General features: G+C 62.6%; 25 protein-coding genes and 1 tRNA gene. 13 read left to right on the plus strand and 13 right to left on the minus strand.

The annotated features are described in order from the left end of the window. Window positions 1–75: 75 nt before the first annotated feature. The 4 genes from O4H53_RS05375 to O4H53_RS05390 form a co-directional block, all read right to left on the minus strand. Complete coding sequence (locus O4H53_RS05375) at window positions 76–813, minus strand: DUF502 domain-containing protein (RefSeq protein ID WP_269361933.1); 738 nt, start codon at window positions 811–813, stop codon at window positions 76–78. 101 nt (window positions 814–914) lie between these two features. Further along, entirely contained in the window at window positions 915–1,832 is a 918-nt protein-coding gene (locus O4H53_RS05380; protein WP_114277252.1) for a pseudouridine-5'-phosphate glycosidase, read from the minus strand. Further along, on the minus strand, window positions 1,829–2,719 hold the full coding sequence (locus O4H53_RS05385) for a PfkB family carbohydrate kinase (RefSeq protein ID WP_269361934.1): 891 nt from the start codon (window positions 2,717–2,719) through the stop codon (window positions 1,829–1,831). The genes O4H53_RS05380 and O4H53_RS05385 overlap by 4 nt, the downstream gene beginning before the upstream one ends. 42 nt (window positions 2,720–2,761) lie before the next feature. Then, a complete protein-coding gene (locus O4H53_RS05390) occupies window positions 2,762–3,580 on the minus strand; it encodes a DUF4198 domain-containing protein (protein ID WP_269361936.1) in 819 nt (272 codons plus the stop codon). Between O4H53_RS05390 and O4H53_RS05395 the strand changes: the two genes are divergently transcribed. After that, window positions 3,579–4,769, plus strand: a complete 1,191-nt coding sequence (locus O4H53_RS05395; protein WP_269361938.1) for a HupE/UreJ family protein — start codon at window positions 3,579–3,581, stop codon at window positions 4,767–4,769. The genes O4H53_RS05390 and O4H53_RS05395 overlap by 2 nt on opposite strands. A 54-nt stretch (window positions 4,770–4,823) precedes the next feature. Here O4H53_RS05395 and O4H53_RS05400 read toward each other — a convergent pair whose 3' ends face one another. Further along, window positions 4,824–5,444: a thiamine phosphate synthase gene (locus O4H53_RS05400; RefSeq protein WP_114277248.1), complete on the minus strand. Its 621-nt coding sequence runs from the start codon at window positions 5,442–5,444 to the stop codon at window positions 4,824–4,826. Between the two features lie 100 nt (window positions 5,445–5,544). Between O4H53_RS05400 and O4H53_RS05405 the strand changes: the two genes are divergently transcribed. The 4 genes from O4H53_RS05405 to O4H53_RS05420 all read left to right on the plus strand — a co-directional run bounded on the left by O4H53_RS05405 (window position 5,545) and on the right by O4H53_RS05420 (window position 9,485). Beyond that, complete coding sequence (locus O4H53_RS05405; protein ID WP_269361940.1) at window positions 5,545–6,300, plus strand: RNA methyltransferase; 756 nt, start codon at window positions 5,545–5,547, stop codon at window positions 6,298–6,300. Window positions 6,301–6,607: 307 nt separating this feature from the next. Continuing rightward, window positions 6,608–6,823: a hypothetical protein gene (locus tag O4H53_RS05410; protein ID WP_269361943.1), complete on the plus strand. Its 216-nt coding sequence runs from the start codon at window positions 6,608–6,610 to the stop codon at window positions 6,821–6,823. A 35-nt stretch (window positions 6,824–6,858) separates the two neighbouring features. Next, on the plus strand, window positions 6,859–8,007 hold the full coding sequence (gene ctaA, locus O4H53_RS05415; RefSeq protein WP_269361944.1) for a heme A synthase: 1,149 nt from the start codon (window positions 6,859–6,861) through the stop codon (window positions 8,005–8,007). Between the two features lie 2 nt (window positions 8,008–8,009). Next, window positions 8,010–9,485, plus strand: coding sequence for a carboxypeptidase M32 (locus O4H53_RS05420; RefSeq protein WP_269361945.1), 1,476 nt, complete (start codon window positions 8,010–8,012; stop codon window positions 9,483–9,485). Here the strand turns inward: O4H53_RS05420 and O4H53_RS05425 are convergent. Both O4H53_RS05425 and gyrA read right to left on the minus strand, forming a co-directional pair. Then, a complete protein-coding gene (locus O4H53_RS05425; RefSeq protein WP_269361948.1) occupies window positions 9,473–10,153 on the minus strand; it encodes a hypothetical protein in 681 nt (226 codons plus the stop codon). The two genes, O4H53_RS05420 and O4H53_RS05425, sit on opposite strands and share 13 nt — an antisense overlap. 319 nt (window positions 10,154–10,472) lie before the next feature. Beyond that, window positions 10,473–13,196, minus strand: a complete 2,724-nt coding sequence (gene gyrA, locus O4H53_RS05430) for a DNA gyrase subunit A (protein WP_269362083.1) — start codon at window positions 13,194–13,196, stop codon at window positions 10,473–10,475. Between the two features lie 232 nt (window positions 13,197–13,428). Here gyrA and O4H53_RS05435 point away from each other — a divergent pair, with 232 nt between their 5' ends. The 3 genes from O4H53_RS05435 to O4H53_RS05445 all read left to right on the plus strand — a co-directional run bounded on the left by O4H53_RS05435 (window position 13,429) and on the right by O4H53_RS05445 (window position 15,263). Then, window positions 13,429–13,710, plus strand: coding sequence for an usg protein (locus O4H53_RS05435; RefSeq protein ID WP_269361949.1), 282 nt, complete (start codon window positions 13,429–13,431; stop codon window positions 13,708–13,710). 94 nt (window positions 13,711–13,804) lie between these two features. After that, window positions 13,805–14,881, plus strand: a complete 1,077-nt coding sequence (locus tag O4H53_RS05440; RefSeq protein WP_269361951.1) for a DUF2855 family protein — start codon at window positions 13,805–13,807, stop codon at window positions 14,879–14,881. Window positions 14,882–14,909: 28 nt separating this feature from the next. Next, window positions 14,910–15,263, plus strand: coding sequence for a hypothetical protein (locus tag O4H53_RS05445; protein ID WP_269361953.1), 354 nt, complete (start codon window positions 14,910–14,912; stop codon window positions 15,261–15,263). On the opposite strand, the gene O4H53_RS05450 is transcribed toward O4H53_RS05445, so the two are convergent. Then, a complete protein-coding gene (locus tag O4H53_RS05450; protein WP_269361955.1) occupies window positions 15,260–16,219 on the minus strand; it encodes a radical SAM protein in 960 nt (319 codons plus the stop codon). The two genes, O4H53_RS05445 and O4H53_RS05450, sit on opposite strands and share 4 nt — an antisense overlap. A 208-nt stretch (window positions 16,220–16,427) precedes the next feature. Here O4H53_RS05450 and zwf point away from each other — a divergent pair, with 208 nt between their 5' ends. Genes zwf through pgi form a run of 3 tightly spaced genes read left to right on the plus strand, consistent with a single transcriptional unit; the run spans window position 16,428 to window position 20,151 of the window. Further along, entirely contained in the window at window positions 16,428–17,894 is a 1,467-nt protein-coding gene (gene zwf / locus O4H53_RS05455) for a glucose-6-phosphate dehydrogenase (protein WP_269362085.1), read from the plus strand. Then, on the plus strand, window positions 17,891–18,562 hold the full coding sequence (pgl, locus tag O4H53_RS05460) for a 6-phosphogluconolactonase (protein ID WP_269361957.1): 672 nt from the start codon (window positions 17,891–17,893) through the stop codon (window positions 18,560–18,562). The genes zwf and pgl overlap by 4 nt, the downstream gene beginning before the upstream one ends. Beyond that, the gene (gene pgi, locus O4H53_RS05465; protein WP_443069513.1) at window positions 18,559–20,151 is read left to right on the plus strand and encodes a glucose-6-phosphate isomerase; all 1,593 of its coding nucleotides are present in this window, start codon (window positions 18,559–18,561) and stop codon (window positions 20,149–20,151) included. Before pgl ends, pgi begins: the two co-directional genes overlap by 4 nt. Before the next feature lie 92 nt (window positions 20,152–20,243). On the opposite strand, the gene O4H53_RS05470 is transcribed toward pgi, so the two are convergent. Beyond that, window positions 20,244–21,497 carry a cation:proton antiporter gene (locus O4H53_RS05470; RefSeq protein ID WP_269361960.1) on the minus strand — a complete coding sequence of 418 codons (1,254 nt, stop codon included), beginning with the start codon at window positions 21,495–21,497 and terminating at the stop codon, window positions 20,244–20,246. Then, window positions 21,494–21,940 carry a GNAT family N-acetyltransferase gene (locus O4H53_RS05475; RefSeq protein ID WP_269361962.1) on the minus strand — a complete coding sequence of 149 codons (447 nt, stop codon included), beginning with the start codon at window positions 21,938–21,940 and terminating at the stop codon, window positions 21,494–21,496. The genes O4H53_RS05470 and O4H53_RS05475 overlap by 4 nt, the downstream gene beginning before the upstream one ends. Before the next feature lie 139 nt (window positions 21,941–22,079). On the opposite strand from O4H53_RS05475, the gene O4H53_RS05480 reads away from it, so the two are divergent. Beyond that, complete coding sequence (locus O4H53_RS05480) at window positions 22,080–23,699, plus strand: long-chain-fatty-acid--CoA ligase (protein WP_269361964.1); 1,620 nt, start codon at window positions 22,080–22,082, stop codon at window positions 23,697–23,699. Window positions 23,700–23,702: 3 nt separating this feature from the next. Here O4H53_RS05480 and O4H53_RS05485 read toward each other — a convergent pair whose 3' ends face one another. After that, window positions 23,703–23,963 (minus strand): zinc ribbon domain-containing protein, encoded by a 261-nt coding sequence (locus O4H53_RS05485; RefSeq protein ID WP_269361965.1) that lies wholly within the window; start codon window positions 23,961–23,963, stop codon window positions 23,703–23,705. A gap of 18 nt (window positions 23,964–23,981) precedes the next feature. Beyond that, window positions 23,982–24,536 carry a GyrI-like domain-containing protein gene (locus tag O4H53_RS05490; protein ID WP_269361967.1) on the minus strand — a complete coding sequence of 185 codons (555 nt, stop codon included), beginning with the start codon at window positions 24,534–24,536 and terminating at the stop codon, window positions 23,982–23,984. Here O4H53_RS05490 and O4H53_RS05495 point away from each other — a divergent pair. Next, window positions 24,531–25,145, plus strand: coding sequence for a MerR family transcriptional regulator (locus O4H53_RS05495; protein ID WP_269361969.1), 615 nt, complete (start codon window positions 24,531–24,533; stop codon window positions 25,143–25,145). The genes O4H53_RS05490 and O4H53_RS05495 overlap by 6 nt on opposite strands. Here the strand turns inward: O4H53_RS05495 and O4H53_RS05500 are convergent. Further along, a tRNA-Gly gene (locus O4H53_RS05500) sits at window positions 25,112–25,185 on the minus strand. The genes O4H53_RS05495 and O4H53_RS05500 overlap by 34 nt on opposite strands. Window positions 25,186–25,239: the final 54 nt, after the last annotated feature.

Genomic DNA, 25,239 nt, shown 5'->3' on the forward strand with positions numbered 1-25,239 from the left:
TTTGAAGAAAACGAGGTTACGCGCAATGTGAAGTGGTATTTGTTACAGCAGCTTGGCGCTGACCCTTGACCTTGCTCAGTCCCGGGACACCGGTGCGATGTCCAGAATGTCGCCCTGTTCTGCCCGGTCGCTGGGATAGACCAGCCCGGCCGAAATCACCAGTTTCGCGGCATCTTCCACCGTCATGTCCAGTTCGATCACATCCTTCTTGGGAAAGAACAGCAGAAACCCCGAGGTTGGGTTGGGCGTGGTGGGCACAAAGACGCTGATCATCTCGTCCGAAGGGTCCGATTTTTCCGCCACTTCGCCCTTGGCCGTGGTCGAGATAAAGCCAAGCGCCCAGATGCCCCTGCGGGGGTATTCGATCAGGCAGGCAGTTTCGAAGCTGCGTTCGGACTGGGCAAAGATCGTCTCGGATATCTGTTTGATCCCGGAATATATGGTGCGCACAACCGGGGTCCGCTCCACCAGGCTTTCGGCAAAACGGATCAGCGACCGGCCGATGATGCCCTTGGCCATCCAGCCGACGATGATGGTGAACACCAGAAAGATGACAACCCCGAGCCCGCGCACGTTGATCTGAACGGAAGGGTCCAGGCCAAGGAAATCCTGCAGCATCCGGTCGGGGTGATAGGCCTTGGGCACCAGCGGCAGCACAAAGCCGTCGATCCAGCCGACAACGGTCCAGATCAGCCAGATGGTCAGCCCGACAGGTGCGATCACCACAAGGCCGGTCAGGAAGGACGCGCGCAGGCGCGCCACCAGTCCGGGGCGGCGGGGTTCGGATGTATCAAGATCAAAAGGCGTGTTCATGGGCAGTCCCGGCAAGATCGCGATATAGCTAAGACCTTTGCCTGCTTGCCACAATGGCAGGCAATCCATTTCCGCTTCATTTCAGGCGCTTTGCCTGGCAATTATGCGGGTGCTTTCACGATTTCTGCGGCAATCCGGGCCGCAAGGCGGGCATTGTTGCGCACCAGGGCGATATTGGCGGTCAGCGAGCGGCCCTCGGTCAGTTCGAAAATGCGTTGCAGCAGGTAGGGCGTGACGGATTTGCCGCTGATCCCATGGGCGGTGGCATCGGCCTGCGCCTTGGCAATCACCGGTGCCATCTCTGCCGCCGGGATTTCATCTGCAGCGGGAATCGGGTTTGCCACCAGCTGTCCGCCCGGCAGGCCCAGTGCCGCGCGCATCCGGTGCGCCGCTGCGATCCTGGCCGGATCATCCATGCGCAGCGGTGCCTTGAGCGGCGACGAGGCCGACCAGAAGGCCGGGAAACTGTCCTGACCAAAGGCGATCACCGGCACGCCCTGGGTTTCCAGCACTTCCAGCGTCTTTGCCACATCCAGAATCGCCTTGGCCCCGGCCGCCACAACCGTCACCGGGGTCTGCGCCAGTTCCATCAGGTCGGCCGAGATGTCAAAGCTGTTTTCGGCCCCCTTGTGTACGCCGCCGATCCCGCCGGTGGCAAAGACCGCGATGCCCGCCAGATGTGCCGCGATCATGGTGGCGGCAACCGTGGTGGCCCCGGTGCCGCCGCGCGCGATGCAAACGGCAAGGTCCGCGCGGCTGAGCTTGGCCACATTGGTCGCCTTTGCCAGGGCTTCCAGCTGTTCGGGTTCCAACCCGATGTGCAATTGCCCCTCGATGACCGCGATGGTGGCGGGGACGGCGCCGGCCCCGCGAATGTCGTCTTCGACCTGCCGGGCGACCTCCAGGTTCTGGGGGTGCGGCATGCCATGGGTGATGATGGTGCTTTCCAGCGCCACGATGGGCGCGCCTTTGTCGCGGGCCCGGGCAACTTCGGCGCTGAGGATCAGGGGCAGGGTCATATGCGGGTCTCTCCGGAAACGTAAAGGGCGGTGGCCTCCAGCGCGCGGTGCAGGGCTTGCTCGGCGCGGATGCCGCTGCGTTCGGCTGCGATATGGGCGGCCATGAATGTATCGCCCGCGCCGGTGACGCGGGTCACATGGACGGGCGGCGGGGTCTCGGTCAGCATGCTGTCAGGGTCGGCCACGGTGGCGGGTTTGCTGCCATCGGTGACCACAACGCGGGCGGCGCCCCGCGTCAGCAGGCCCGTCGCCGCCGCGCGGGAATCGGCAAATTCGGCCTGGCAGAGCAGGCCTGCTTCCTCAAGGTTCACATAGAGCGTCCCGCGACCGGCCTTCACAAATGGGCCAAGGCGCAGCGCCTTGCCGGGCGAGGCGGGGGCCACGCGCAGGTCGGCCCGGGCCAGCAACGGGCTTTCGGCCATCTGGCTCAGCAGGTCGATGGTCAGGTTGCCGTCCAGCGCCACGGCGCCGGTAAAGGGCTGCGGCAGGCGGCCATCGGACAGGGGCCCGAGGATCTTATCGCCTGCGGCTTCCAGCGAATGGGCATCCGCGATGGCCGCGATCAGCCCGTTGGCCCCTTCGACCGCCATGTAACGGTCGGTCGGCAGATCGTCGGAGCGGTAGATGAAATCGGTGATCAGGCCGCGCACGGCGCAGGCGGTGATCAGTTCATCCCCCTCCGGGTCGCGGCCCACTGCCGACAGCAGGGCGGGGGCCAGCCCGAAACGCGACAGCGCCATGCCGATGTTCAGCGCCACGCCGCCGGGCAGGCGGGTGATCCGCCCCGGCATGTCAGAGCCTTGCCGCATGGATTGATCGGAACGGCCGATGATGTCCCACAGGACAGAGCCGATGCACAGGATATCAGGGGGATGCGATGCCGTCATGAAGTTGCTTTACCCGTGCCCGAGGTGGGGGCGCAAGCCATGTCATTGCGGCACTTCGAAGGTGAGGGCGGCCCAGAGCGTTTCCCAGACCGGCGCGTTTTCGGTTTCGCCCGCATCGGCGGCCTCGCGCAGGGTCACGGCGTCAAAGAGATAGGCATGCCCCGGCGTGACGGGGATCTCGGCAAGCCCCTCGGTGTCGGTCCGGTGCAGGGTGATGGTCACGCTGTCGTCGGGGGCACGGTCGAATACCTCCACCTGCGCATCCGCGCGCGGCGCGCCGTCATAGGTCAGGCTGACCTGCATGGTGCCGTCGAATCCGGGGTCATAGGGGTTGGTCAGCGCGGTGAATTCCGTGGCCATCCCGACGGCTTGATCCGCGCCCGCGCCGCTGCCCACGGCGATCAGCGCCTTGACGTGGCGGGTATAGCGCTCGCGCAGCCTTTCCTTGCTCCAGCCCCTTTGTTCGTGGAGGGCGACGGCATCCCTGAAATCCTTGTGTTTGGTGAATTTCACGAACTTGTCCCAATCGGTATAGGTCACATATTGCGGTGTGGTTTCATGCACCACCACCAGCAGCCCGTCGTCGATGGGGGCGGGGATGTTCAGGGCGGGGCGGTCGCCCGCGCGGGGCTTGAGCGGCGTGCGGACACCATCCGCCACCATGGCATAACGCTCTGTGCTTTTGTCGAAGAAAGACAGGGTGTTGCCCACGAATTCCTGTCCATTCTTGAAATCCCCCACTACGGTTCCGCCATTATCGACTTGATAATCATGCGGTTCGATCCAGAATTCATGGGACAGGGCGGGCGACAAAGGCACCGCGCCAAGGGTAACAAGTAAAAACAGACGGGACAGATACATGCAAAAGACTTTCACCGGGTTGATATCAAAGCTGTTGTTGGTGGCGCTTTTGTCAAGCCTGTTCCTTCTTGGCGGGCAGCGCGCGGGGGCGCATGAGCTGCAGCCGACCATTGGCGATCTGAGCGTCGAGGACGGCACCATCGAACTGGTGCTGCACATCAATCTTGAGGCATTTCTGGCCGGGATCGACCTGGACGCGGTGGATGACACCAATGATGCCGCCAATGCCGAAGACTATGATGCGCTGCGCGCGCTCTCCAGCGAGGAGATCATTGCCCGTGTCCCCGGCCTGCTTGAGCGGTGGAATGCTTTGCCCTTGCTCAGCACGGATGGCGCGCCGGTGGCGCTGAGCACCGCCTCTGTCACCATGCCTCAGGATGTGGACATCGAACTGTCCCGCATCTCCGATTGGACGCTGACCGCGCCGGTCGATCCGCGCGCCGAGGTTGTGCAGGTTCGCTGGCCGGAAGGCGGCGGGGCCATGGTGCTGCGCCAGCAGGGGGTGGAAGACCCTTACACCGGCTATCTTGACGGGGGCGAAACCAGCCCGGAGATCACCTTGCAGGGCGGTGCGGAACAGACCGGCCTTGGTACTTTTGTCGGCTATGTCCCGGTTGGATTCGACCACATCCTGCCCAAGGGGCTGGACCATATCCTGTTCGTGCTTGGCCTGTTCTTTCTGTCCATCCACCTGCGGCCGCTGGTCTGGCAGGTCTCTGCATTCACGCTGGCGCATACGGTCACGCTGGCGCTGGGCGCGCTGGGGCTGGTCAATGTGCCGGGCGCCATCGTGGAGCCGCTGATTGCCGCTTCAATCGTCTATGTCGCTGTCGAGAATATCTTTTTCCACCGCCTCAGCCGCTGGCGACCAATGGTGATCTTTGGCTTCGGGCTGCTGCACGGGCTGGGTTTTGCCTCGGTCCTGGGCGATTTCGGCCTGCCGCCGGGGCATTTCGTGCCGGCGCTGATCGGCTTCAACATCGGGGTGGAACTGGGTCAGCTGACCGTGATCGCGATGGCTGCAATCCTGCTGTGGCTGGCGGTCGGGGCCGCGCGCAAGGCCCATCTGGAAGGCCAGGAAGAACTGGTGACCGAATACCCGGTGATGTTCCGCGCCGTCTCGGTCACAGGATCGCTGCTGATCGCGATCATCGGGGCCTATTGGGTGGTAGAGCGGGTGTTTCTCTAGTCTCTGGATACCGGCAAGCTGCACCCACCCTTCGGGGTGGGCGCGACCCTTGCCTCAGACCATCGCCCGGATCAGCGTGGCAAGGGTGGCAGCGGGATCTTCGGTGGACCAGATCTCGTCGCCGATGCCGAAAAAGTCGGTATAGGGGGCCAGGGTGCGGATCATCTCTGCGTCCAGCGCCCCTTCCGCGACGACGGGCACTTCGATCACTTCGGACCACCACTGGAACAGCTCGGTCTCTGCGTGGCTGCCATCGCCCAGGGCGGAGGCCTGCGCCGGGCCGAAGCTGACGTAATCCGCGCCTGCTTCGCCTGCGGCCATGCCATCGTGTTTGGAGGGGCCGCAGTAGCTGCCCACGATGGCGTCTTCGCCCAGTTCCTTGCGGGCATACCGGACAGACCGCGCGGCATCCGACAGGTGCACGCCATCCAGGCCCAGCCGTTCGACCATCAGCAGATGATCCGAAATCACCAGCGCCACGTCGCGGGCATGGGTCACTTCGCGCAGCGCGTCGGCGGCGCGGGCAACGCGGTCTTCGTTCTTGCTGGACAGGGCCAGGCGGACACAGGCCACGGGATGCGCATCAAGAACGGAACCCAGCAGGGCCGGAAAGCTGCCCAGTTCGATTTCGGGTGGGGTGATCAGATAGATCTGCGGCTGTTCGGGGGTGTCCATGGGCGCGGTCCTTTGCGGTCTTTGGCGGTCTGCGTACCCCAAGCGGCGGGGAAATGAAAACCTTTCTTGCGGGCCTGGTGGACCGGCGGTAAGAGGCGGCATGACCCGCCCTGTGAGCCTTCCGAAAATTCCGGCCTTTGTCCTTGTGCGTCCGCAGATGGGCGAGAACATCGGCGCGGCGGCCCGCGCCATGTGGAACTTCGGTCTGGATCATATGCGCATCGTGGCACCGCGCGATGGCTGGCCGAACCCTGCGGCGGTGGCCATGGCATCGGGCGCGGGGCGGCTGCTGGACGAGGCGCGGCTTTGCCCTGATCTGCCGGATGCCCTGGCGGATTGCGATTTCGTGCTGGCGACCACGGCGCGCGGCCGCGATATGACCAAGCCGGTCTTCGCGCCCGAGGCGGCAATGGCGGAGGCGGCGAAACGGATCGCCCGGGGCGAGCGGGTTGCGGTGCTGTTCGGCCCGGAACGCGCGGGGCTTGAGAATGAGGATGTGGCGCGGGCCAATGCCATTGTTTCGGTCCCGGTGAACCCGGCGTTTGCATCGCTGAATCTGGCGCAATGTGTCTTGCTGATGGGCTATGAATGGATGCGCGCCACGGGCTCTGTCACCGATGTGACCACCGAAATGGCAGGCACGGACTGGGCCAGCGGCCAGGAGATCGAGCATCTGGCGGCGCATTACGAGGAACGGCTTGAGGAGGCGGGGTTCTTTTTCCCCGCGCATAAGGTCGCCTCGATGAAGCTGAACCTGCGCAACATGTGGTCTCGGATGCCGATGACGCGGGCGGATGTGCAGATGATGCACGGGATGATGCGGCAGATGGTGCGCTGGAAGGATCGGGGCAAGTAAGGTGCGGGCTGCTGCGCCGGTGCGCGATTGCCCGAAATCCGACATGCCTGAGAGGTGCGGCGGCATTGGCATGTACCCTCGTTGGCAAAGACGCGTACCCGTTGAGCACCCCCACCAAATTGTGAGCGCCTTGCGAAAAGCGCTGCCCCGTCGAAACGCCGCACACCGCGCGCAGATGATTGCTGCGACAGGAGTCGCGACAATTGGCGAAAGCGTCAAAAGGTGTAGACATGTCATTTATGACAGGTCTTCTATGACCTGTCATAAATGACATGTCAGCAGTTTCGGCACGGCACAGGCCTCGGACGTGACAGGGTGCAAGGGCGAAGATCACGTCGGGATCAAACCCTGTGCAGGCCCGGCGGACCGCGCTGCCCGCAGGCGTCGGCTGTGCCATTGCCAGGACGATGCCAAGCTTGCCCGCACCTTCGCCGATACCTTTCCCGCCCGGAACCATCCCATGGGTGCGACACTGCGCGCCCGGACAGGTGGTTTGCCGCACTGGACCTCTGTCGCGCCGTGACCTACCAAGGCGGTACTTCAAGACCGAGGCAGGATATGGCTGAAAAACGCAAGTTGTTCGAAGAAGTGGCCGAGACCGGCACCACGAGGCCGCAGACCCAGGCAGGTGTGATCGACCGGGGCAGGGGCGCTGGCCGCCGCGCGATGCGGGTCTGGCTGATGATCCTCTTCGCGCTGGTCTTCATCATGATCGCGGTGGGCGGCATGACCCGGCTCACGGATTCCGGCCTGTCGATCACCGAATGGCGCCCCGTGACCGGCGCGCTGCCCCCCATGAGCGAGGCGCATTGGCAGTCGGAGTTCGAGAAATACCAGGCCATCGACGAATTCCAGGTGCAGAACGCCTGGATGGAACTGGCTGATTTCAAACGGATCTACTGGTGGGAATGGGGCCACCGTCAGCTGGGCCGGGTGATCGGGCTGGTCTGGGCGCTTGGCTTTGGCTGGTTCGCCCTGCGCCGGCAGGTTCCGGCGGGCTGGCATGGCCGGCTGTTGCTGCTGGGCGCGCTTGGCGGTGCGCAGGGGGCGATCGGCTGGTGGATGGTCTCTTCCGGCGTGACCAGCGGTGAAGGGGTCACGGATGTGGCCAGTTACCGGCTCGCGACGCATCTTGGCCTCGCCTTTGTCATCATGGGGTTCATCACCTGGTACATCCTGATGCTGGGCCGGTCGGAGCGCGACCTGATGCAGGCGCGCCGGACCAGGGAGGCAAAACAATTCGGCATGGCCACGGGGCTGCTGCATCTTGCGTTTGTGCAGATCCTGCTGGGCGCCCTGGTCGCCGGGATCGACGCGGGCCGCTACTTCATCGACTGGCCGCTGATGCAGGGGCAGTTCTTTCCGCCCGAGGCCCTTGACCTGACCCCGGTCTGGCGGAATTTCTTTGAGAATGCGGGGCTGGTGCAGTTCATCCACCGCATGACCGGCTATCTGCTGGCCGTCTTCGGCATTGTCGTCTGGCTGCGCGGACGCCGCTCTGCCCATGCCACCACCCGTTTCGCATTCAACGCCGTGATGGCGGCACTGGCCCTGCAGATTGCATTGGGCATCACCACCGTGCTTTACGCGGCGCCCGTCCATATTGCCCTGGCGCATCAGGCGCTTGCAGTGGTCCTGTGGGTGCTGATCCTGCGCGCCCGGTTCCTGAGCGCCTATCCCGTCGCGACATCCCTGAGAGGAAAATGACCATGACAGCCTATGATGACCTGATGGCGTACCAGCGCGAAACCGAAGCCCTGTCGCAGGTGGCCGGCAGGCTGGGCTGGGATCAGGAAACCATGATGCCGCGCGGTGCAGCACCGCAACGGGCCGAGGAAATGGCCGCGATGGAATCGGTGCTGCATGCCCGCCGCGTCGATCCCCGCCTGGGCGACTGGCTGGCCGAGATCGAGGACAGCGCGCTGGATGATGTGGGCCGCGCCAACCTGCGCCACATCCGCCGCAGCTTTGAACGCGCCAGCAAGGTGCCCGCCCAGCTGGCGGCACGGATCGCCCGCGTCACCTCCGAAGCACAGGGCATCTGGGCCGAGGCGCGGGCCGCGGATGACTTTGCCGCATTTGCCCCCACGCTGACCGAGGTCATCGCGCTGAAACGCGAAGAGGGGCAGGCGCTGGCCCTGGGCGGGGATGTCTATGATGCCATGTTGCAGGATTATGAGCCCGGCACCACGGGGGCGGAAATTGCCGGGATGTTCGGCGCGCTGCGCCCGGAACTGAGCGAGCTGCGCGCGGCGGTCCGCGCCGCCAAGGCCCCGCCGAAGCTGACGGGCACATTTGACGAGGCGGCGCAGATGAAACTGACCCGCCATCTGGCCAAGACCTTTGGCTATGACATGTCCATGGGCCGGGTGGACAAGGCGGTGCATCCGTTTTCCTCCGGCTCCGGTCTGGACGTCCGGATCACCACGCGGACCAATGAGACGGACCCGTTCAACTGCTTTTACTCCACGATTCACGAGGTCGGCCATGCCGCCTATGAACAGGGGATCGACCGGGCCTATCTGCTGACCCCGCTGGGCCGCGGCGTGTCGATGGGGGTGCACGAAAGCCAGAGCCGGATCTACGAGAACCAGATCGGCCGCAGCCGCGCCTTTACCGCCTGGCTGTTTGGCGAGATGAAGGATGCCTTCGGCGATTTCGGCATTCCCGATGCCGAAACCTTCTACAGGGTCGTGAACCGGGTTTCCGACGGTTTTATCCGCACCGAAGCGGATGAGCTGCAATATAATCTGCATGTGCTGATGCGGTTCGACCTGGAACGCGCGCTGGTGGCGCATGACCTGCAGGTACAGGACCTGGAAGCGGCCTGGAACGATCGATTCGAGGCCGATTTCGGCTTTCCGGTCGACAGGCCGTCGAACGGTGTACTGCAGGATGTGCATTGGTCTGTGGGTCTGCTGGGCTATTTCCCGACCTATTCGCTGGGCAATGTCTATGCCGGATGCCTGAACGAGGCGATGCGCGCGGCAGTTCCCGGTCTGGACGACCAATTGGCGCAAGGGGATACCAGCACCGCAACCGCCTGGCTGCGCGACAATGTACAAAGCCACGGCGGGCTGCTGGAACCGCGCGATGTCATCGCCCGGGCAACGGGCAAGCCACCATCCGAGTCGCCGCTTCTGGGCTATTTGCGGAGCAAATTTACCGAGATTTACGAGTTGTAGCGGGCAATGAGCATTTTTTCGCCAATGTTCTCCTGTTTTTTGTGCGATTTTTTTGTATCAGCAGGTGCAAAATGCCGATGAATGCGATACATGGCTTTCAGTGACTTTTGATACGTGTCATAAGAATTGTGAACAGAAATACTCTTGGGAGTTTGGTCCAGATGAAAAAGATTTTCGCACTTACCGCAGCTGTAGCAATGTCCATTGCCGCAGGTGCATCCGCACAGAATACAACTCAGGCAGCTGTCCTGGGTGAAACCGGCAATCCGAACTACCCGATCCGGGTTCAGGGCGGCAATGGCCAGATCTACAGCTGCAAAGCTGAAATCGAAACAATCGACGGTGTGCGTGCACGTCGTTGCGTTCAGGATGACGATGGTGGCGCGCTCTACGCAGCCGGTGCCGGTCTTGGCACAGGCGCGGCAGTTGCAGCCGGTGCACTGCTGCTTGTCGTTCTGGCAGCCAGCGACAGCAGCAATGGCACAACAACCACCACAACTGTCACCGACTAATTCACGGCCGCTGCCCCCCGGGGCAGGGTTTGGAAAATTCACACCTCCCGGCCATATGGTCGGGAGGTGTTTGCGTTTGTGACCCTTTGTTTTGCGCCGGATCGTAAAACGGTCCGGGCGTTGGATCTGCTGGCGCAGGTGCCAGAGATCAGCCAAGGCTGACCTGCCCGTCGGGTGCTGTACCGACATCGGATTTGGAGAATTACTGAGTCTGACGAAATTCCTGAAACATCAGGCAGCGTTACCTGATTCAGGTTTTTCGCATGACGCTTTATTGAATTTTCAGTTTATCTACAGCGTTTCGGGATAAACTTGAAACATCCCGCATCACTTTTTGCGTTCGACCGCAGGGAGAGGCAGCGAACAAGTGATTCAGGTATATCCCGAAGCGCTGTAGTATCGCCAATACCCTGCCACGCCTTCGGCGCTATCGGGGCATTGGCGATGCTTCGTTTCAACGAAAACCGGAAAGGTTTTATTCAGCGGGATCTTCCGATGCGCTGCCATCAACATCCGCATCGCCCTGATCCGCGATCCAGGCCACGCTGACAACTTCTTCACCCTTGCCGGTGTTGAACACCTTCACGCCACCCGCTGAACGGGACCGGAACGAAATGCCATCCACCGGCACCCGGATCGACTGCCCCTTGGATGTGGCCAGCATGATCTGGTCGTCCATCTCCACCGGGAAGGAGGCCACGATCTGACCCGTCTGCATCCGCTTGTCCCAGGCAGTGACACCCATGCCGCCACGCCCGCGCAGCGGATAATCATGGGCCGAGCTGAGCTTGCCTACGCCGCCGGAGGTAATCGTCAGAATCAGGTTTTCCGCCTCGGACATTTCCACGTAACGCTCCATCGGCAGGATCGCATTGGCGTTGCCCTCGTCCTCATCCTCGACCTCGGCGTCATCGGCAATGCCCGCCATCGCGCGGCGCATCTTGAGATAGGCGGCGCGTTCGTCCGAGGTCGCCTCGAAATGGCGGATCACCGACATGGAAACCACACGGTCGTCGCCCGCCAGCCTGATGCCCCGCACCCCGGTGGAGGCGCGCGAGTTGAACACCCGCACGTCATCGGCGCGGAACCGGATCGCCCGGCCCGAATTGGTGGTCAGCATCACATTGTCGTCGTTCGAGGCGATGCGCGCATTGATCAGCTTCCAGCCTTCGCTTTCGCCTTCGAACTTCATCGCGATCTTGCCGTTCGATTTGACGTTGGTGAAATCGGAAAGCTTGTTGCGCCGCACGGTGCCGTGATCGGTGCAGAAGATCACCTGCAGGTCGTCCCATTCATCTTCGTCGCGGTCCACCGGCATGATGGCGGCAATCGACACGCCCGTCGGGATCGGCAGGATGTTCACAATCGCCTTGCCCTTGGAGGTGCGGCTGCCCTGCGGCAGGCGCCAGGTCTTGAGCTTGTAGACCATGCCTTCGGTGGTGAAGAACAGCAGTTGCGTATGGGTGTTGGCCACAAAGAGCGTGGTGACCACGTCGTCCTCTTTCAACCCGCCACCCGACAGCCCCTTGCCACCGCGCCGCTGGCTGCGGAAATCGGCCAATGGGGTCCGTTTGATATAGCCGCCGGAGGTCACGGTCACGACCATGTCCTCGCGGGCGATCAGGTCTTCGTCCTCCATGTCGCCGGACCAGTCCACGATCTCGGTGCGGCGCGGTACGGCGAAAAGCTCTTTCACCTCGCGCAGCTCGTCCGAGATGATGCCCATGATCCGCTCGCGGGAGCCCAGAATCTCCAGGTATTCCTTGATCTTGCCTGCCAGTTCTTCCAACTCGTCGGTGACTTCCTTGACGCCGATCTGGGTCAGGCGCTGCAACCGCAGTTCAAGGATGGCGCGGGCCTGTGCCTCTGACAGGTTATAGGTGCCGTCGTCATTGGCGGTATGGGTCGGATCGTCGATCAGCGCGATATATTCCAGGATGCTGGCGGCGGGCCAGCGTCGTGTCATCAGCTTTTCGCGCGCTTCCGCGGCGTCGGCAGAGGCGCGGATGGTCGCGACAATCTCGTCGATGTTGGTGACCGCAACGGCCAGACCACACAGGATATGGCTGCGCTCGCGCGCCTTGCGCAAAAGATAGGCAGTGCGCCGCGCCACGACCTCTTCGCGGAAGTCGATGAAGGAGGTCAGGAAGCGCCGCAGGGTCAGCGTTTCGGGGCGGCCACCGTTCAGCGCCAGCATGTTGCAGCCGAAATAGGTTTGCATCGGGGTAAAGCGGTAGAGCTGGTTCATCACGACCTCGGCGGTCGCGTCGCGCTTGAGCTCGATCACGACCCGCACGCCATTGCGGTCGGATTCGTCCTGCACATGGGCAATACCGTCGATCTTCTTCTCGCGCGCCTGTTCCGCGATGCGTTCGATCATCGTGGCCTTGTTCACCTGATAGGGGATCTCGTCGATGACGATGGCCCAGCGGTCCTTGCGCAGTTCTTCGACCCGGGTTTTCGACCGGATGATGACGCTGCCACGCCCTTCAAGATAGGCTTTGCGCGCGCCGGAGCGGCCCAGCATGATGCCGCCGGTGGGGAAGTCGGGGCCGGGGACATATTCGATCAGCTGCTCAGAGGTCAGATCCGGGTCGTCGATCAGCGCCAGGCAGGCGTCGATGACCTCGCCCAGGTTGTGGGGCGGGATGTTGGTGGCCATGCCGACCGCGATACCGCCGGCCCCATTGACCAGCATGTTCGGAAAACGGGCGGGCAGAACCGAAGGCTCTTTCTGCTTGCCGTCGTAATTGTCCTGGAAATCGACGGTATCCTTGTCGATGTCCGCCAGCAGGAAACCCGCAGGCTTGTCCATCCGCACTTCGGTATAGCGCATGGCGGCGGCATTATCGCCATCCATCGAGCCAAAGTTGCCCTGACCGTCGAGCAGCGGCAGCGACATGGAGAAATCCTGCGCCATCCGCACCAGCGCGTCATAGATCGCGGAATCGCCATGTGGGTGGTACTGGCCCATGACATCGCCCACGGGCCGCGCGGACTTGCGATAGGACTTGTCGTGGGTATTTCCGGTCTCGTGCATGGCAAAAAGGATACGCCTGTGCACAGGTTTCAACCCGTCCCGCAGATCGGGAATCGCACGGCTGACGATGACCGACATGGCGTAATCCAGATAGGATGTGCGCATCTCATGTTCGATGGTGACCGAAGGGCCATCGAATTCGGGCCGCTGTGGCGGCATTTCATCTTCGTTTTCAGGGGTTTCCGGCGTGTCGTTCACGTTGACTGCTCTGCTTCTGATGGCGATCTATATATTGTAAGTTTTTATAGCAGACCGGGCATATCAGGTGCAATGCACGATGCCCCCGGAACACTGGCAGCCAATCTTATAGAGTGATAACACACTGTTTTTATTGAAAAGTAATTCATTCGTGCCAAGGTGGTTCTATGGAAGCAGCAAGGAGAGGTCACAAATGGCCCAGACACAAGTTCCAACTGAAACCGAAATGATGCTCAGGGGATATGGTTTGACCACGGCAGAGTTCTTTTACCGGATGCCGGATTATACCCATGTGCTGAACAGCTACATCTGGCAGGACTACGACCTGGCACCGGATCATCCGAAACTCTTCAGCTTTGTCGAGTTCTGGCAGGAGCAGATCGAAGGCCCGCTTCATTCCGTGCGGTTCACCCATCGCAAGCTGATCGGCCCGGGTGAGTGGCGCAATCAGGTGGGCGAATTCATCCTTCATTGAGCGTATCGCAAAGTGACGTGGCGTCGGTGCATTTTCCGGCTCACATGCTGCTGTTCCCCGGTTAGGCTGAGGCAGGCCATATGGGAGGAACGGCATGAAACGGCTGCTTGTCGACCAGAAGAACATCACGCAAATCAGGCTGGAAGAGGTGGCGCGCCCGCCGTTGCAACCGGGCGAGGCCCGGCTGCGGCTGGAAAGCTTTGCCATCACGGCCAACAATGTCACCTATGCTGCGGTGGGATTTGACATCGGCTACTGGAAATTCTTTCCCACGAGCGTTGACGGTATGGGGCAGGTCCCGGTCTGGGGCGTCGCAAATGTGGTGGAAAGCCGCAGCGATGCGCTGCAGCCGGGGGCGCGGATCTATGGGTTCTATCCGCTGGCAGAGGAGCTTGTGATCACCCCGGAAATTGACGGGCAGGGCGTGATCCTGGATGCGGCGCCGCATCGGGCCGAACTGCCTGCGGTCTACAACCGCTATATCCCGGTGCGGCAGGGGGCGGCGGAACAGGACCACCTGCGCGCCCTGTTGCAGCCGCTTCTGGCGACCTCATACCTTTTGTTCGACTGGTTGATGGACAATGATTGCTTTGGCGCGGAACAGATCATCATCGGCTCGGCCTCCTCCAAGACCGGTCTGGGGCTGTGCAAATACCTGGCAGAGCCGGAGGGCCGCAGGTATCGCGTCATCGGACTGACCTCGGAAGCTAACCGCAGCTTTGTCGAGGGGCTGGGGGCCTGTGACCAGGTGCTGAGCTATGGCGAGATCGAAAAGATCGCGCCGGTGCCTTCGGTCTATGTGGACATGTCGGGCAATGCGGAGGTCAAGCTGAAGCTGCACAGCCATCTGGCAGAGGTCTTGAAACATTCGGCCGCCGTCGGCACCAGCCACTGGGACCAGTTTCGCCCGCAGAAATCCCTGCCGGGGCCGAAACCACAGTTCTTTTTCGCCCCGTCCCAGATTGCGAAGCGGCGCGAGGAATGGGGGCCGGGCGAGATCGAAAAGCGCATCGCAGCCGCCTGGAAGCGTGTCGCAGCAGAAGCAGGGATCTGGATGCAAGTTCGGGTGCACGAGGGCATCGAGGCCGCGCCCCAGGTCTATGCCGATCTGGCAGAGGGCCGCGCCAGCCCGCGTGACGGACATGTTGTCGTGATTGAAAACTCATCTTGATACACGAAGTGATCTAGCCCGCTTCCTCATGGCGCGGTCCGCCGCACCGCATCTGTCGTTGATCATCAGTCACGAGGCATTGTTCAGGAGGAACGGCGCGCTGCTGGCGCTGGTGCGCGCCGCCCGGGAGCAGGGGGCCGAGACCTCCGCTCTGGCCTATATGCGCAGGATGTCCGACGATCTGCGGTCGGTTCATGACCAATGGCTGTTTCGTGAATCCAGGCGGTTCGCAGAAGCCTTCTGGATCGGCCCGAAAGGACGCGGCAGGAAGCCGCCCTGCGGTGCAGGCAGCCCGAAACCGAACGTCTTGCCCGCATCCAGGCATGTGCCAGAGGCGATGCAGCGCAGCTGGCAGCGGCATCTGTCGGGAGCCTCAGCCTAGGCCGAGCAGCTGGCCCCGCCCAGCACGCAGAATTTCGCGCAATGGGGGTGGTTCAGGGCCACCGCACCCTCGGCCTCGGCCAGCGTTGTACCCAGTTCGAATTCGGGGGAATAGGGCAGCAGGGTGCAGGCCAGCACCGCAGGCGTCTCGGCGCCCTTGCGCTTGACCACCATGCGGGAGGACGAACACATCACCGCGTCTGGCGATTTGTTCAATATGCCCCAGCAGGCGGTTGTGATCTCGGGCACGTCGATCCGTTCGTCCATCTCCGGAAACAGCACGGTCATGCCGGGATTGTCGGCGTCGATGTCAAATCCGTGTTCGGCAAAGAATGCGGCATAGCCCGCGCGGCTTTCCGCCTCGCTGTCGGCAAAGACGGAGCGGCCGGCGATGGCCATGCGCAAGCCGTTGTCGCGCAGCCATTTCATGCCCGCGAGCGTCTTGTCAAAAGACCCTTCGCCGCGTTCCGCATCATGCAGCGCCGGGCGATGATGATCGACAGAGATCCGCAGCGTCAGCTTGCCGGGGTAGGCCGTGTTCAGCCGTTTGAGCCCCTCTTGCATGGTCTTGCGCATCATCGGGCGCATGGCGTTGGTCAGGATCAGCACCTCGTATCCGCGCGCCAGCGATGCCTCTGTCATTTCGATCATCTGGGGATTCATGAAAGGTTCGCCCCCGGTAAAGGCGATTTCGCGCACCGCCCAGTTGCGCGCCTCAAGCTGGTCTAGATAATCGCGGACTTCATCGGCGGTGATATAGACAAGCGCGTCGTTGGTGGGCGAGGAGGCGATGTAGCAATTGGCGCATTCTATGTTGCACAGCGTGCCGGTGTTGAACCACAGCGTCTGCGGATTGCTCAGCGCCACTGTCGCGCGCGGCTCGCCCTTGGCGGTGATCGCCGGATCGATGAACTTGCCGACATTCGCCTGCGATTTGGCGTTGGCCATATCTTTCATGATAGGTCCTTGTCTGATCGTTTCGGATGCTATTCTTTGTGCTAAGCGATCGGGCCAGGCATGAAAAGACCTGTCCGGGGGCATTGCACGACCTTGTGAAGCCCGAAATTACGAGTATGGTAGCGCTAACGGAAGCTCAGAAACCGCAGGGGCCGATATGACCCAGACCAAAGCCAGCATGACCCAGGCCAAAGACCGGCTGCCACATATGGAAAGCCGGGTGATTCCGGTCGATCCATTCGATCTGGTGATTTTCGGGGGCACGGGTGATCTGGCCCGCCGCAAGATCCTGCCAGGACTTTTCCGCCGCTTCGTCGCCGGACAGATGCCACCGGAATCGCGCATCATCGGCGCCGCAAGGACCGAGCTGGACAGCGCAGGCTATCGCGAGATGGTGGCAGAGGCGATTGAGGAATTCAACGCCGGGTTCAGCCACACGCCAGAAGCGCTTCAGGCGTTCCTGTCGCGGATCGAATATACCGCCATCGACGCCCGGGGCGAGGCCGGCTGGGCCGAGCTGCAGGAGATCATGAAGGGCAAGGGCCGGACTGAAGCCTATTATTTCTCCGTCTCGCCGACGCTGTTCGGCGATCTGGCCGAACGGCTGCAGCAATGGGGCATGGCAGACAAGGATGCGCGCATCGTGGTTGAAAAACCCTTTGGCCGCGACCTGGAAAGCGCCCATGCGCTGAATGCGACCTTGGCCACTTATTTCAACGAGGATCAGATCTACCGGATCGACCATTACCTCGGCAAGGAGACGGTGCAGAACCTGATGGCGGTCCGCTTCGGCAACATGTTGTTCGAACCCCTGTGGAATGCGCAGTTCATCGACCATATCCAGATCACCGTGGCCGAAACCGTGGGTGTCGGGGGCAGGGGTGAATATTATGACAAGTCCGGCGCAATGCGCGACATGGTGCAGAACCACCTGATGCAGCTTTTGTGCCTGATCGCGATGGAACCGCCCGCCCGCTTTTCGCCGGATGCGGTGCGCGATGAAAAGCTGAAAGTCATCCGCGCCCTTGATCCGGTCTTGCCGCACCATATCGTGCGGGGGCAATATCTGGCCGAGACCGGCAATGAGGAAAAGATGCCCGGCTACCGGGAGGCGGTGGAATCGCCGCGGTCGCGCACCGAAAGTTTCGTGGCGCTCAAGACCCATATCAGCAACTGGCGTTGGGCCGGCACGCCTTTCTACCTGCGCACCGGTAAACGTTTGTCTGCGCGGTCCTCCGAGATCACCGTGGTGTTCAAGGAAACCCCGCATTCGATCTTTGGCGAGGACGCGGGCCGCCACCGCAACGTGCTGTCGATCCGCCTGCAGCCGAACGAGGGGATCACCCTCGGCGTGACCATCAAGGAGCCGGGGCCGGGCGGCATGCGGCTGATCGACGTGCCCCTCGACATGAGCTTTGCCGAAGCCCTGGGCGAGGATGCGGATCAGGTCGACGCCTATGAACGGCTGATCATGGATGTGATGCGCGGCAACCAGACGCTGTTCATGCGCGGCGATGAGGTCGAGGCCGCCTGGGCCTGGACCGATCCGATCATCCAGGGGTGGGAAGCGCGCAATGACGTGCCCAAACCCTATGACAGCGGCTCCGCCGGGCCGGATTACGCAAACGAACTGATGCGGCGTGACGGCCGCGAATGGCGCGAGGTGACCCCATGAACCTGATCGAATATCCCGACCGGGAAATTCTGGCGATGAAGGTCGCGAACCGGCTGGCCGGAGAATTGAAGAAATGCCTTCTGGTGCATGAATTCGCCTCCTTCGCCGTGCCCGGCGGCACCACGCCCGGCCCGGTCTTTGACATGCTCAGCGGCACCGATCTGGACTGGGGCCGGGTGCATGTGATGCTGACCGACGAACGCTGGGTGCCGGAAGAGGATGCGCGTTCGAACGGGGCATTGGTCCGGTCGCGGCTGCTGACCGGCCATGCCGCGGCGGCACAGTTCCTGCCTTTCTACCAGCCGGGTCTGGAGGCAGAGGAGGGCGCCGCCGCCATCGCGCCCGGTCTGGAGACGCAATTGCCGCTGTCGCTGCTGGTGCTGGGCATGGGCGATGACATGCACACCGCCTCGCTGTTTCCGGGGGCCCCCGGGGTCGCGGCGGCGATGGCCGCAGGCGCGCCCAACCTTTGCGTCGTCCGCCCCGAAGATCAGGAGATCGCGCGCGTGACCTTGCCCGCCCATGTGCTGCGCGGCGCGATGTCCACCCATCTGATCATCTTTGGCGATGCGAAACGCGCGGCACTGGAACGCGCTGAAACATTGCCCCCCGAAGAGGCGCCCGTCGCCACCGTTCTGAACAACGCAGAGGTACATTGGGCCGCATGATGACGATCTGGGACAAACTGAAAAGCCGGGCGGATTCCGTCACCGACAGACCGCTGCTGGCCCTGTTCGAGGATGCGGGCAGGGCGGGTGATTTCTCCGTCACGCTGGAGAATCTGCATTTCGACTACGCCAAGACAAACATTGACGCGGACAGCCGCGCCGATCTGATCGCCCTTGCGGAACAGGCAGATGTGGCGGGTAAACGCGACGCGATGTTCGCGGGCGAAAAGATCAACGAGACCGAGGGCCGCGCGGTCCTGCACACCGCGCTGCGCAATCTCGACGGCGGGCCGGTCATGATGGATGGCACCGATGTGATGCCGCAGGTTCACGCCACGCTTGAGCGGATGCGCCGCTATGCCGACGCAGTGCGCGCAAGTGCCATCACCGATGTGGTCAACATCGGCATCGGCGGTTCCGATCTGGGCCCGGCAATGGCCGTGGCCGCACTGGCCCCCTATCACGACGGGCCGCGGTGCCATTTCGTTTCCAACGTCGATGGCGCGCATATCGCCGACACGCTGCGCGGGCTGGATGCCAAGACCACGCTGGTGATCGTCGCTTCCAAGACCTTCACCACGATCGAGACCATGACCAACGCCCGCACCGCCAAGGCCTGGATGACGGATCACGGCGGTGATCCCGCAACGCAGTTCGCAGCGCTCAGCACGGCGGAGGACAAGACGGCAGCCTTTGGCATCAGCCCCGATCAGGTCTTCGGCTTCGAGGACTGGGTCGGCGGGCGCTACTCCATGTGGGGGCCGATTGGTCTCGCGCTGATGATCGCCATCGGGCCAAAGGGATTCGACGCCTTTCTGCGCGGCGGCCAGTCGATGGACCAGCATTTCCGTGTGGCAGCGCCGCTGGAAAACCTGCCGATGATGCTGGCGCTTGTGGGCATCTGGCACAACCAGCTCTGCGGCTATGCGACCCGCGCGGTCTTGCCCTATGATCAGCGGCTGCGGATGTTGCCGGATTATCTCCAGCAGCTGGAGATGGAAAGCAACGGCAAGTCGGTGCAGATGGACGGCACCGATTGCGTGCATCATACCGGCCCGGTGGTCTGGGGGGCGGCAGGCACCAATGGCCAGCATGCCTTTTATCAGCTGATCCACCAGGGCACCCGGGTGGTGCCCTGCGAATTCCTGGTTGCCGCCAACGGGCATGAGCCTGACCTCGCCCATCACCACCAGCTGCTGCTGGCCAATTGCCTCGCCCAGTCAGAGGCGCTGATGCGGGGCCGCTCGCTGTCCGAGGCGCGGCGCATGATGGAGGCAAAGGGGCTGACCGGGGATGAGCTTGAACGCCAGGCCCGCCACCGGGTCTTTCCGGGCAACCGCCCCTCGACCACGCTGGTCTATCCGCTGCTCGATCCCTTCACCCTGGGCCAGATCATCGCCCTTTACGAACACCGCGTCTTTGTCGAAGGGGTGATCCTGAACATCAATTCCTATGATCAATGGGGCGTGGAACTGGGCAAGGAACTGGCCACCTCCCTGCAACCCATCGTGGAAGGCCGCGAAAACCCCCAGGGCAAAGACGGCTCCACCGCCGCCCTGGTGGGCTACATCCTGAAACACCGGGCCTGACCCCGTTTTCTTTTTGGCTGTAAATATTCCCGGGGTTTGGGGCAGAGCCCCAACAAAATATGGATCGAATGCGGCGCAGCCGCACCGATGGGTCACATCAGGTCCGGCGCCCGGCCCATCCGGTTTGCCAGCCGCCCCACGGTCAGCCCCTGCACGATGATGGAGAATACCACCACCACATAGGTGCAGGTCAGGATCAGCGACTTCCACTCGCCGTCCGGCAGCGACAGCGCCAGCGCAACGGAGATGCCGCCCTTCAACCCGCCCCAGGTCATGATCGGCGTCACCCCGGCGCTGAAACTGCGGAACGGGCGCAGCATCGCGATGGGAACCGCGACAGCCGCCAGCCGCGCCAGCAGCGCGATGAAAATCGAGATCACGCCGGTCACCAGAACATCCGCGTTCAGGGCGATGGCAAAGACTTCAAAACCGATCATCAGGAACAGCACCGCATTCAGGATCTCGTCGATCAGCTTCCAGAAGGCCTCCACGTATTTGCGGGTTTCTTCCGACATGCCGCGCGCGGTCCCCACATCGCCGATCAGCAGCCCCGCGCAGACCGCCATGATCGGGGCGGAGACATGCAGCCAGACCGCCAGCTCATAGCCGCCAAAAGCCAGCCCAAGTGTCAGCAGCACCTCCAGCGAATAATCGTCGATCCGGCGCATCACCCGGAAGGTCAGCCAGCCCAGCACCAGCCCCAGCACCGCGCCGCCAAAGGCCTCCTGCACGAAAAGCAATGCCGCATCACCCAGGGGGCTGCCGCCCGACCCGTGATGCGCGCCCGGAAAGGCGAGGCCCACCAGCACCAGGAACACCACATAGCCAACCCCGTCGTTGAACAGGCTTTCACCCGCGATCTTGGTCTCCAGCGCCTTGGGCAGATCGGCCTCGCGCAGCACGCCCAGCACCGCCACCGGATCGGTGGGGGAAATCAGCGCGCCAAAGACCAGCGCCAGCAGCAGCGGCATGCCGGTCAGCCAGGAGAACCCGACGCCCACCACCAGCGTCGACAGGGCGATGCCCAGCGTCGCCATCAGGAACACGCTCAGCCATTCGCTGCGCAGGTCGCTCAGCTTGACATGCAGCGCACCGGCAAAGAGCAGCAGGCCCAGCATCCCCTCCAGCAACGCCTCGGAAAAGTCGATGCCGGTGACCAGCTGCCGCACCGTGTCGGCGATGCCAAGGGCGGGCAGGGCAAGGTCCATCCCCAGCAGCCCGAAGGAGGCCAGCAGCGACACCACAAGGATGCCGATGGCCGAAGGCAGCTTCAGAAACAGGTAGTTGATCGCACCAAACGCCCCGGCCATGACAATCAGCAGGGACGTGATCTGCAGAAAGTTCATGTCTTGAGGTCGTAGGTGACCCACATGGTCCTTGTGGCCAGACGGTCATAGACATTGCGCCCGCGGTAATTGTCATCCGCCGTGATCCAGCGCACCGTGGCCCAGCCGCGCGCCCGCGCATGTTCCGCCACCGCGTCGATCAGGGCCTGCGCCGCACCCGAACCGCGCGCGACCGGGTCAACAAAGAGATCGTCGAGAAAACAATTGGTCGCCGCCCGCAGGGGGCTGGCGAAGGGGCGGAAATGGGTCAGCCCGATCAGGCGGCCCTCGGCGGTTTCGGCGACAAGACCGTTGCATTCATGGGCCTCGTCCATCAGCCAGCCGAACACGGTATCGCGCATTTCCGGGGTCTGCTCGACCTTGTAGAATTCGGCGTAACCCTGGTAAAGCCGGTCCCAGTTCTCGCGGTCTTCGGATGTGGTGGGGCGAATGATCAGTGTCATTGGGAAATCCTCCGGTTCAGGGCGTGCCCGCGGGCAGGCAGACAGGCCGTATAGCTGACCTTTAGGCACCTTACGGTACGCTTGCAAGTGCGGGGCCGCTGATCCACTCTGGCGAAAAGAACGGATGAGGAGGATCCCGATGCTAGGCCAGATGATGTCACAACCCCTGTTGATTTCCAGCCTGATTGAACATGCTGAGAGGTACCATGCCGGGGGGCAGATCTATTCGGTCAACACCGGTGGCGGGGTCGAGGAAACCACATGGGGGCAGGTCGCGGCGAATGCCCGGCGTCTCGCCTCGGCGCTGACTGGCCTGGGGCTCGACACGCAGGCGCGCTGCGGCACGATTGCCTGGAACAACCGGCGGCATCTTGAGATCTACTTTGGCGTATCGGGGGGCGGTTTTGTCTGCCACACGATCAACCCGCGCCTGTTCCCGGAACAGCTGGTCTATATCCTCAACCATGCCGAGGACAAGGTGCTGTTCATCGACGCCACCTTTGTCCCGCTGGTCGCCGCGATCCGCGACAAGCTGGAGCATCTGGAACATATCGTCCTGATGGAGGGCGCGGTGGGCGATGCCGCCGGCAAACTGCCCGGCATCATCGCCTATGACGATCTGCTGGCCCAGGGCGATGCGGCTTATGACTGGCCGGAAATGGATGAATATACCGCTTCAAGCCTTTGTTATACATCGGGAACCACCGGAAACCCCAAGGGTGTTCTTTACAGCCACCGCTCCACGGTGCTGCATTCCTTTGGCATCAACCTGGCCGATAGTGTCGCGATTTCCGCCGCCGAGGTTGTGCTGCCGGTGGTGCCGATGTTCCACGTCAACGCCTGGGGCGCGCCCTATGCCTGCGCCATGGTCGGCGCGCGCATGGTGATGCCGGGGCCGGGGCTGGACGGCCCGTCGCTGGTCCGGCTGATCGACACCTACCGCGTCTCGCTTGCGCTGGGGGTGCCGACGATCTGGCTGGGCCTGCTGGGCGAGGCCAAGAAAAGCGGCAGCACGCTGGCCAGCCTCAAGCGCACCGTGGTGGGCGGCTCGGCCTGTCCGCCGTCGATGATCAAGAGCTTCCGCGAGGAATTCGGGGTCGATACGATCCACGCCTGGGGGATGACCGAAATGTCGCCCGTCGGCTCCGTCAACCGCCCGCTGGCCAAACACGCCGACCTGCCGGAGGCGGAACAGCACCGCCTGCGCGAAAATCAGGGGCGTCCGGTGTTCGGGGTGGAGCTGGAAATCCTGGACGACGATGGCAAGCCGCTGCCGCATGACGGCAAGGCGCAGGGCGATCTGGTGACACGCGGCCACTGGATTCTGGATGCCTATTTCAAGAAAACCTCGGAAGAGACCCTGACCAACGGCTGGTTCGACACCGGCGATGTCGCCACCATGGACCCGGACGGCTATATCACGATCAAGGACCGCTCCAAGGACATCATCAAGTCGGGCGGCGAATGGATCAGCTCTGTCGAGCTGGAGAATATCGCCATCTCGCATCCGCAGCTGGCCGATGCCGCGGTAATCGGCGCGCGGCACGAGAAATGGGACGAACGCCCGGTGCTGGTCGCGGTCAGGGCCGAAGGGCAGGACCCGTCCGAAGAAGAGGTCTTGAGCGTGTTCGACGGCAAGATTGCCAAGTGGCAGGTGCCGGACAAGGTGGTGTTCACCGATGTGCTGCCGCGCAATGCGACGGGCAAGGTGTTGAAACGCAACCTGCGCGAAGAATTTGGCGAGGTGCTGATCGGATAGGGGTCAGACCCCTTTCCAGCGTTCCAGCCGCGGGATCCCGCGGGTAAAGAGCCATGCCATGATCTTCGGCATGCCCGACCGCATCAGCGCCTCGACGCAGTGCTGCTGGAATTCGGTCACCGTGACATCCGGGTGCCGGAATGCGCCTTCGGCATAGCAGATCGAACAATAGGTGGTGCTGAGGCTGCCGTCAGTCTCGGTGCCGCCGCCCTGGGGGTCCTTGCCGAGCGGCATGCCGCAACTTTGACAGGAGGATGTGGCCATCTGGATTCTCCGAAAGGGTCAGGCGCAGCGGGTCAGGGACGCGGGATCGGCACGGACCGGCTGTCTGAGGATGGTTTTCAGCCGGGCAGGTGCCGTCCGGCGCGGATCACTGAGGTAGATCTCGTGGTGCGGCCCGTTAAAGGTCAGCCCGCGTTCAGGCATCACCCGGTGATGAAGATCCGCAAGCACCGGCGCTTCGTCATCATAGCTGCCCAGATGCAGGGTTTGCAGTGACAGGCCTTCGTCATGGCGTTCAAGCCGCAGCGTTTCGGGCAGGCTGCCGAGTTTGCGCCTGGTCTTGTCGCGGGCGGCCTCGTAGATCGCGGATGTCACGAAATCCGGCACCATGATCATCATCGTCCACTGCCATTCATCCTTTCTGCGCGCAGCAAAGGCAGTTGGATCATCCGCCCACCACAGCCCTTCCAGCGGCGGCACCACATAATCCTGTGACAGTGCCGCCCTGGCGGCAAATTTCATCGCATAGCTGACGCCATAAAGGCATTGAACCGCCTGCAGGTATTCGGCCGAAGTGTTCGGATTACCCGCGCCATCCACTTTGACAAAATGCATTTGCGGCACGTCAATCTCTGCAAATGGCCCGGCCGCGGGGCCATAAAGCTGTTTCATCGTCTTTTTGAAGTCGATCTTCTTCATCGTGAAGCCCGTTCCGCCCGGTTTACGGGTCATCGCCTTAGATTGCCGATTGCCCTGCAGGTCGAAGCAAACTATAAACTGTGGACCATTGTCAACGGTTTTGAGGGCATGATGCGCATCGGTGAACTGGCAAGGCGGGCGGAGGTCAGCCGCGATACGATCCGTTTCTACGAACGCCACGGGCTGATCCGGTCTGATACCGATCCCGAGGCTTCCAACAGCTATCGCATTTACCCTGAGGATGCGATTCTGACCCTGGAAGTGATCCGCGACGCCCAGGCGGCGGGTTTGAGTATCGCCGACATCACCTTGTTTGTAGGCCAATTCATGGCGCAGGGCGGCGGTGCGGAGGAGATGGAGCGCTTTCTGGACGACAAGATCGCCGAGGTCGCGACCCGTCTGGCGGCGAGCCAGCGTTTCCTGACCCTGCTGCAACAGACCAGACAAGCGCTTGCGCGCGCGCCGCAGGATGGATTGAATGAAGTGGAAAGTGGAGCGGGTAACGAGAATCGAACTCGTAACTAAAGCTTGGGAAGCTGCCGTGATACCTTTTCACCATACCCGCGCGCCTGCGTTTGGATATGCGCGGGGCGCAGCGCCGTCAAGGGGGCGGCGCGCA

Source organism: Sulfitobacter sp. G21635-S1 (assembly GCF_027213915.1).
Classification (GTDB): Bacteria; Pseudomonadota; Alphaproteobacteria; order Rhodobacterales; family Rhodobacteraceae; genus Sulfitobacter.

What these genes read in the sequence shown, in the direction of transcription:
- pgi (WP_443069513.1), top strand. Translation starts at nt 18,559, where the DNA reads ATGATGACGATCTGGGACAAACTGAAAAGCCGGGCGGATTCCGTCACC.
- O4H53_RS05400 (WP_114277248.1), bottom strand. Translation starts at nt 5,444, where the DNA reads ATGGACACCCCCGAACAGCCGCAGATCTATCTGATCACCCCACCCGAA.
- O4H53_RS05380 (WP_114277252.1), bottom strand. Translation starts at nt 1,832, where the DNA reads ATGACCCTGCCCCTGATCCTCAGCGCCGAAGTTGCCCGGGCCCGCGAC.
- O4H53_RS05395 (WP_269361938.1), top strand. Translation starts at nt 3,579, where the DNA reads ATGCAAAAGACTTTCACCGGGTTGATATCAAAGCTGTTGTTGGTGGCG.
- O4H53_RS05435 (WP_269361949.1), top strand. Translation starts at nt 13,429, where the DNA reads ATGGCCCAGACACAAGTTCCAACTGAAACCGAAATGATGCTCAGGGGA.
- O4H53_RS05485 (WP_269361965.1), bottom strand. Translation starts at nt 23,963, where the DNA reads ATGGCCACATCCTCCTGTCAAAGTTGCGGCATGCCGCTCGGCAAGGAC.
- pgl (WP_269361957.1), top strand. Translation starts at nt 17,891, where the DNA reads ATGAACCTGATCGAATATCCCGACCGGGAAATTCTGGCGATGAAGGTC.
- O4H53_RS05490 (WP_269361967.1), bottom strand. Translation starts at nt 24,536, where the DNA reads ATGCATTTTGTCAAAGTGGATGGCGCGGGTAATCCGAACACTTCGGCC.
- O4H53_RS05420 (WP_269361945.1), top strand. Translation starts at nt 8,010, where the DNA reads ATGACAGCCTATGATGACCTGATGGCGTACCAGCGCGAAACCGAAGCC.
- O4H53_RS05445 (WP_269361953.1), top strand. Translation starts at nt 14,910, where the DNA reads ATGGCGCGGTCCGCCGCACCGCATCTGTCGTTGATCATCAGTCACGAG.
- ctaA (WP_269361944.1), top strand. Translation starts at nt 6,859, where the DNA reads ATGGCTGAAAAACGCAAGTTGTTCGAAGAAGTGGCCGAGACCGGCACC.
- O4H53_RS05480 (WP_269361964.1), top strand. Translation starts at nt 22,080, where the DNA reads ATGCTAGGCCAGATGATGTCACAACCCCTGTTGATTTCCAGCCTGATT.
- O4H53_RS05470 (WP_269361960.1), bottom strand. Translation starts at nt 21,497, where the DNA reads ATGAACTTTCTGCAGATCACGTCCCTGCTGATTGTCATGGCCGGGGCG.
- O4H53_RS05390 (WP_269361936.1), bottom strand. Translation starts at nt 3,580, where the DNA reads ATGTATCTGTCCCGTCTGTTTTTACTTGTTACCCTTGGCGCGGTGCCT.
- O4H53_RS05495 (WP_269361969.1), top strand. Translation starts at nt 24,531, where the DNA reads ATGCATTTGCGGCACGTCAATCTCTGCAAATGGCCCGGCCGCGGGGCC.
- O4H53_RS05375 (WP_269361933.1), bottom strand. Translation starts at nt 813, where the DNA reads ATGAACACGCCTTTTGATCTTGATACATCCGAACCCCGCCGCCCCGGA.
- O4H53_RS05450 (WP_269361955.1), bottom strand. Translation starts at nt 16,219, where the DNA reads ATGAAAGATATGGCCAACGCCAAATCGCAGGCGAATGTCGGCAAGTTC.
- O4H53_RS05405 (WP_269361940.1), top strand. Translation starts at nt 5,545, where the DNA reads ATGACCCGCCCTGTGAGCCTTCCGAAAATTCCGGCCTTTGTCCTTGTG.
- O4H53_RS05385 (WP_269361934.1), bottom strand. Translation starts at nt 2,719, where the DNA reads ATGACGGCATCGCATCCCCCTGATATCCTGTGCATCGGCTCTGTCCTG.
- O4H53_RS05440 (WP_269361951.1), top strand. Translation starts at nt 13,805, where the DNA reads ATGAAACGGCTGCTTGTCGACCAGAAGAACATCACGCAAATCAGGCTG.
- zwf (WP_269362085.1), top strand. Translation starts at nt 16,428, where the DNA reads ATGGAAAGCCGGGTGATTCCGGTCGATCCATTCGATCTGGTGATTTTC.
- gyrA (WP_269362083.1), bottom strand. Translation starts at nt 13,196, where the DNA reads ATGCCGCCACAGCGGCCCGAATTCGATGGCCCTTCGGTCACCATCGAA.
- O4H53_RS05475 (WP_269361962.1), bottom strand. Translation starts at nt 21,940, where the DNA reads ATGACACTGATCATTCGCCCCACCACATCCGAAGACCGCGAGAACTGG.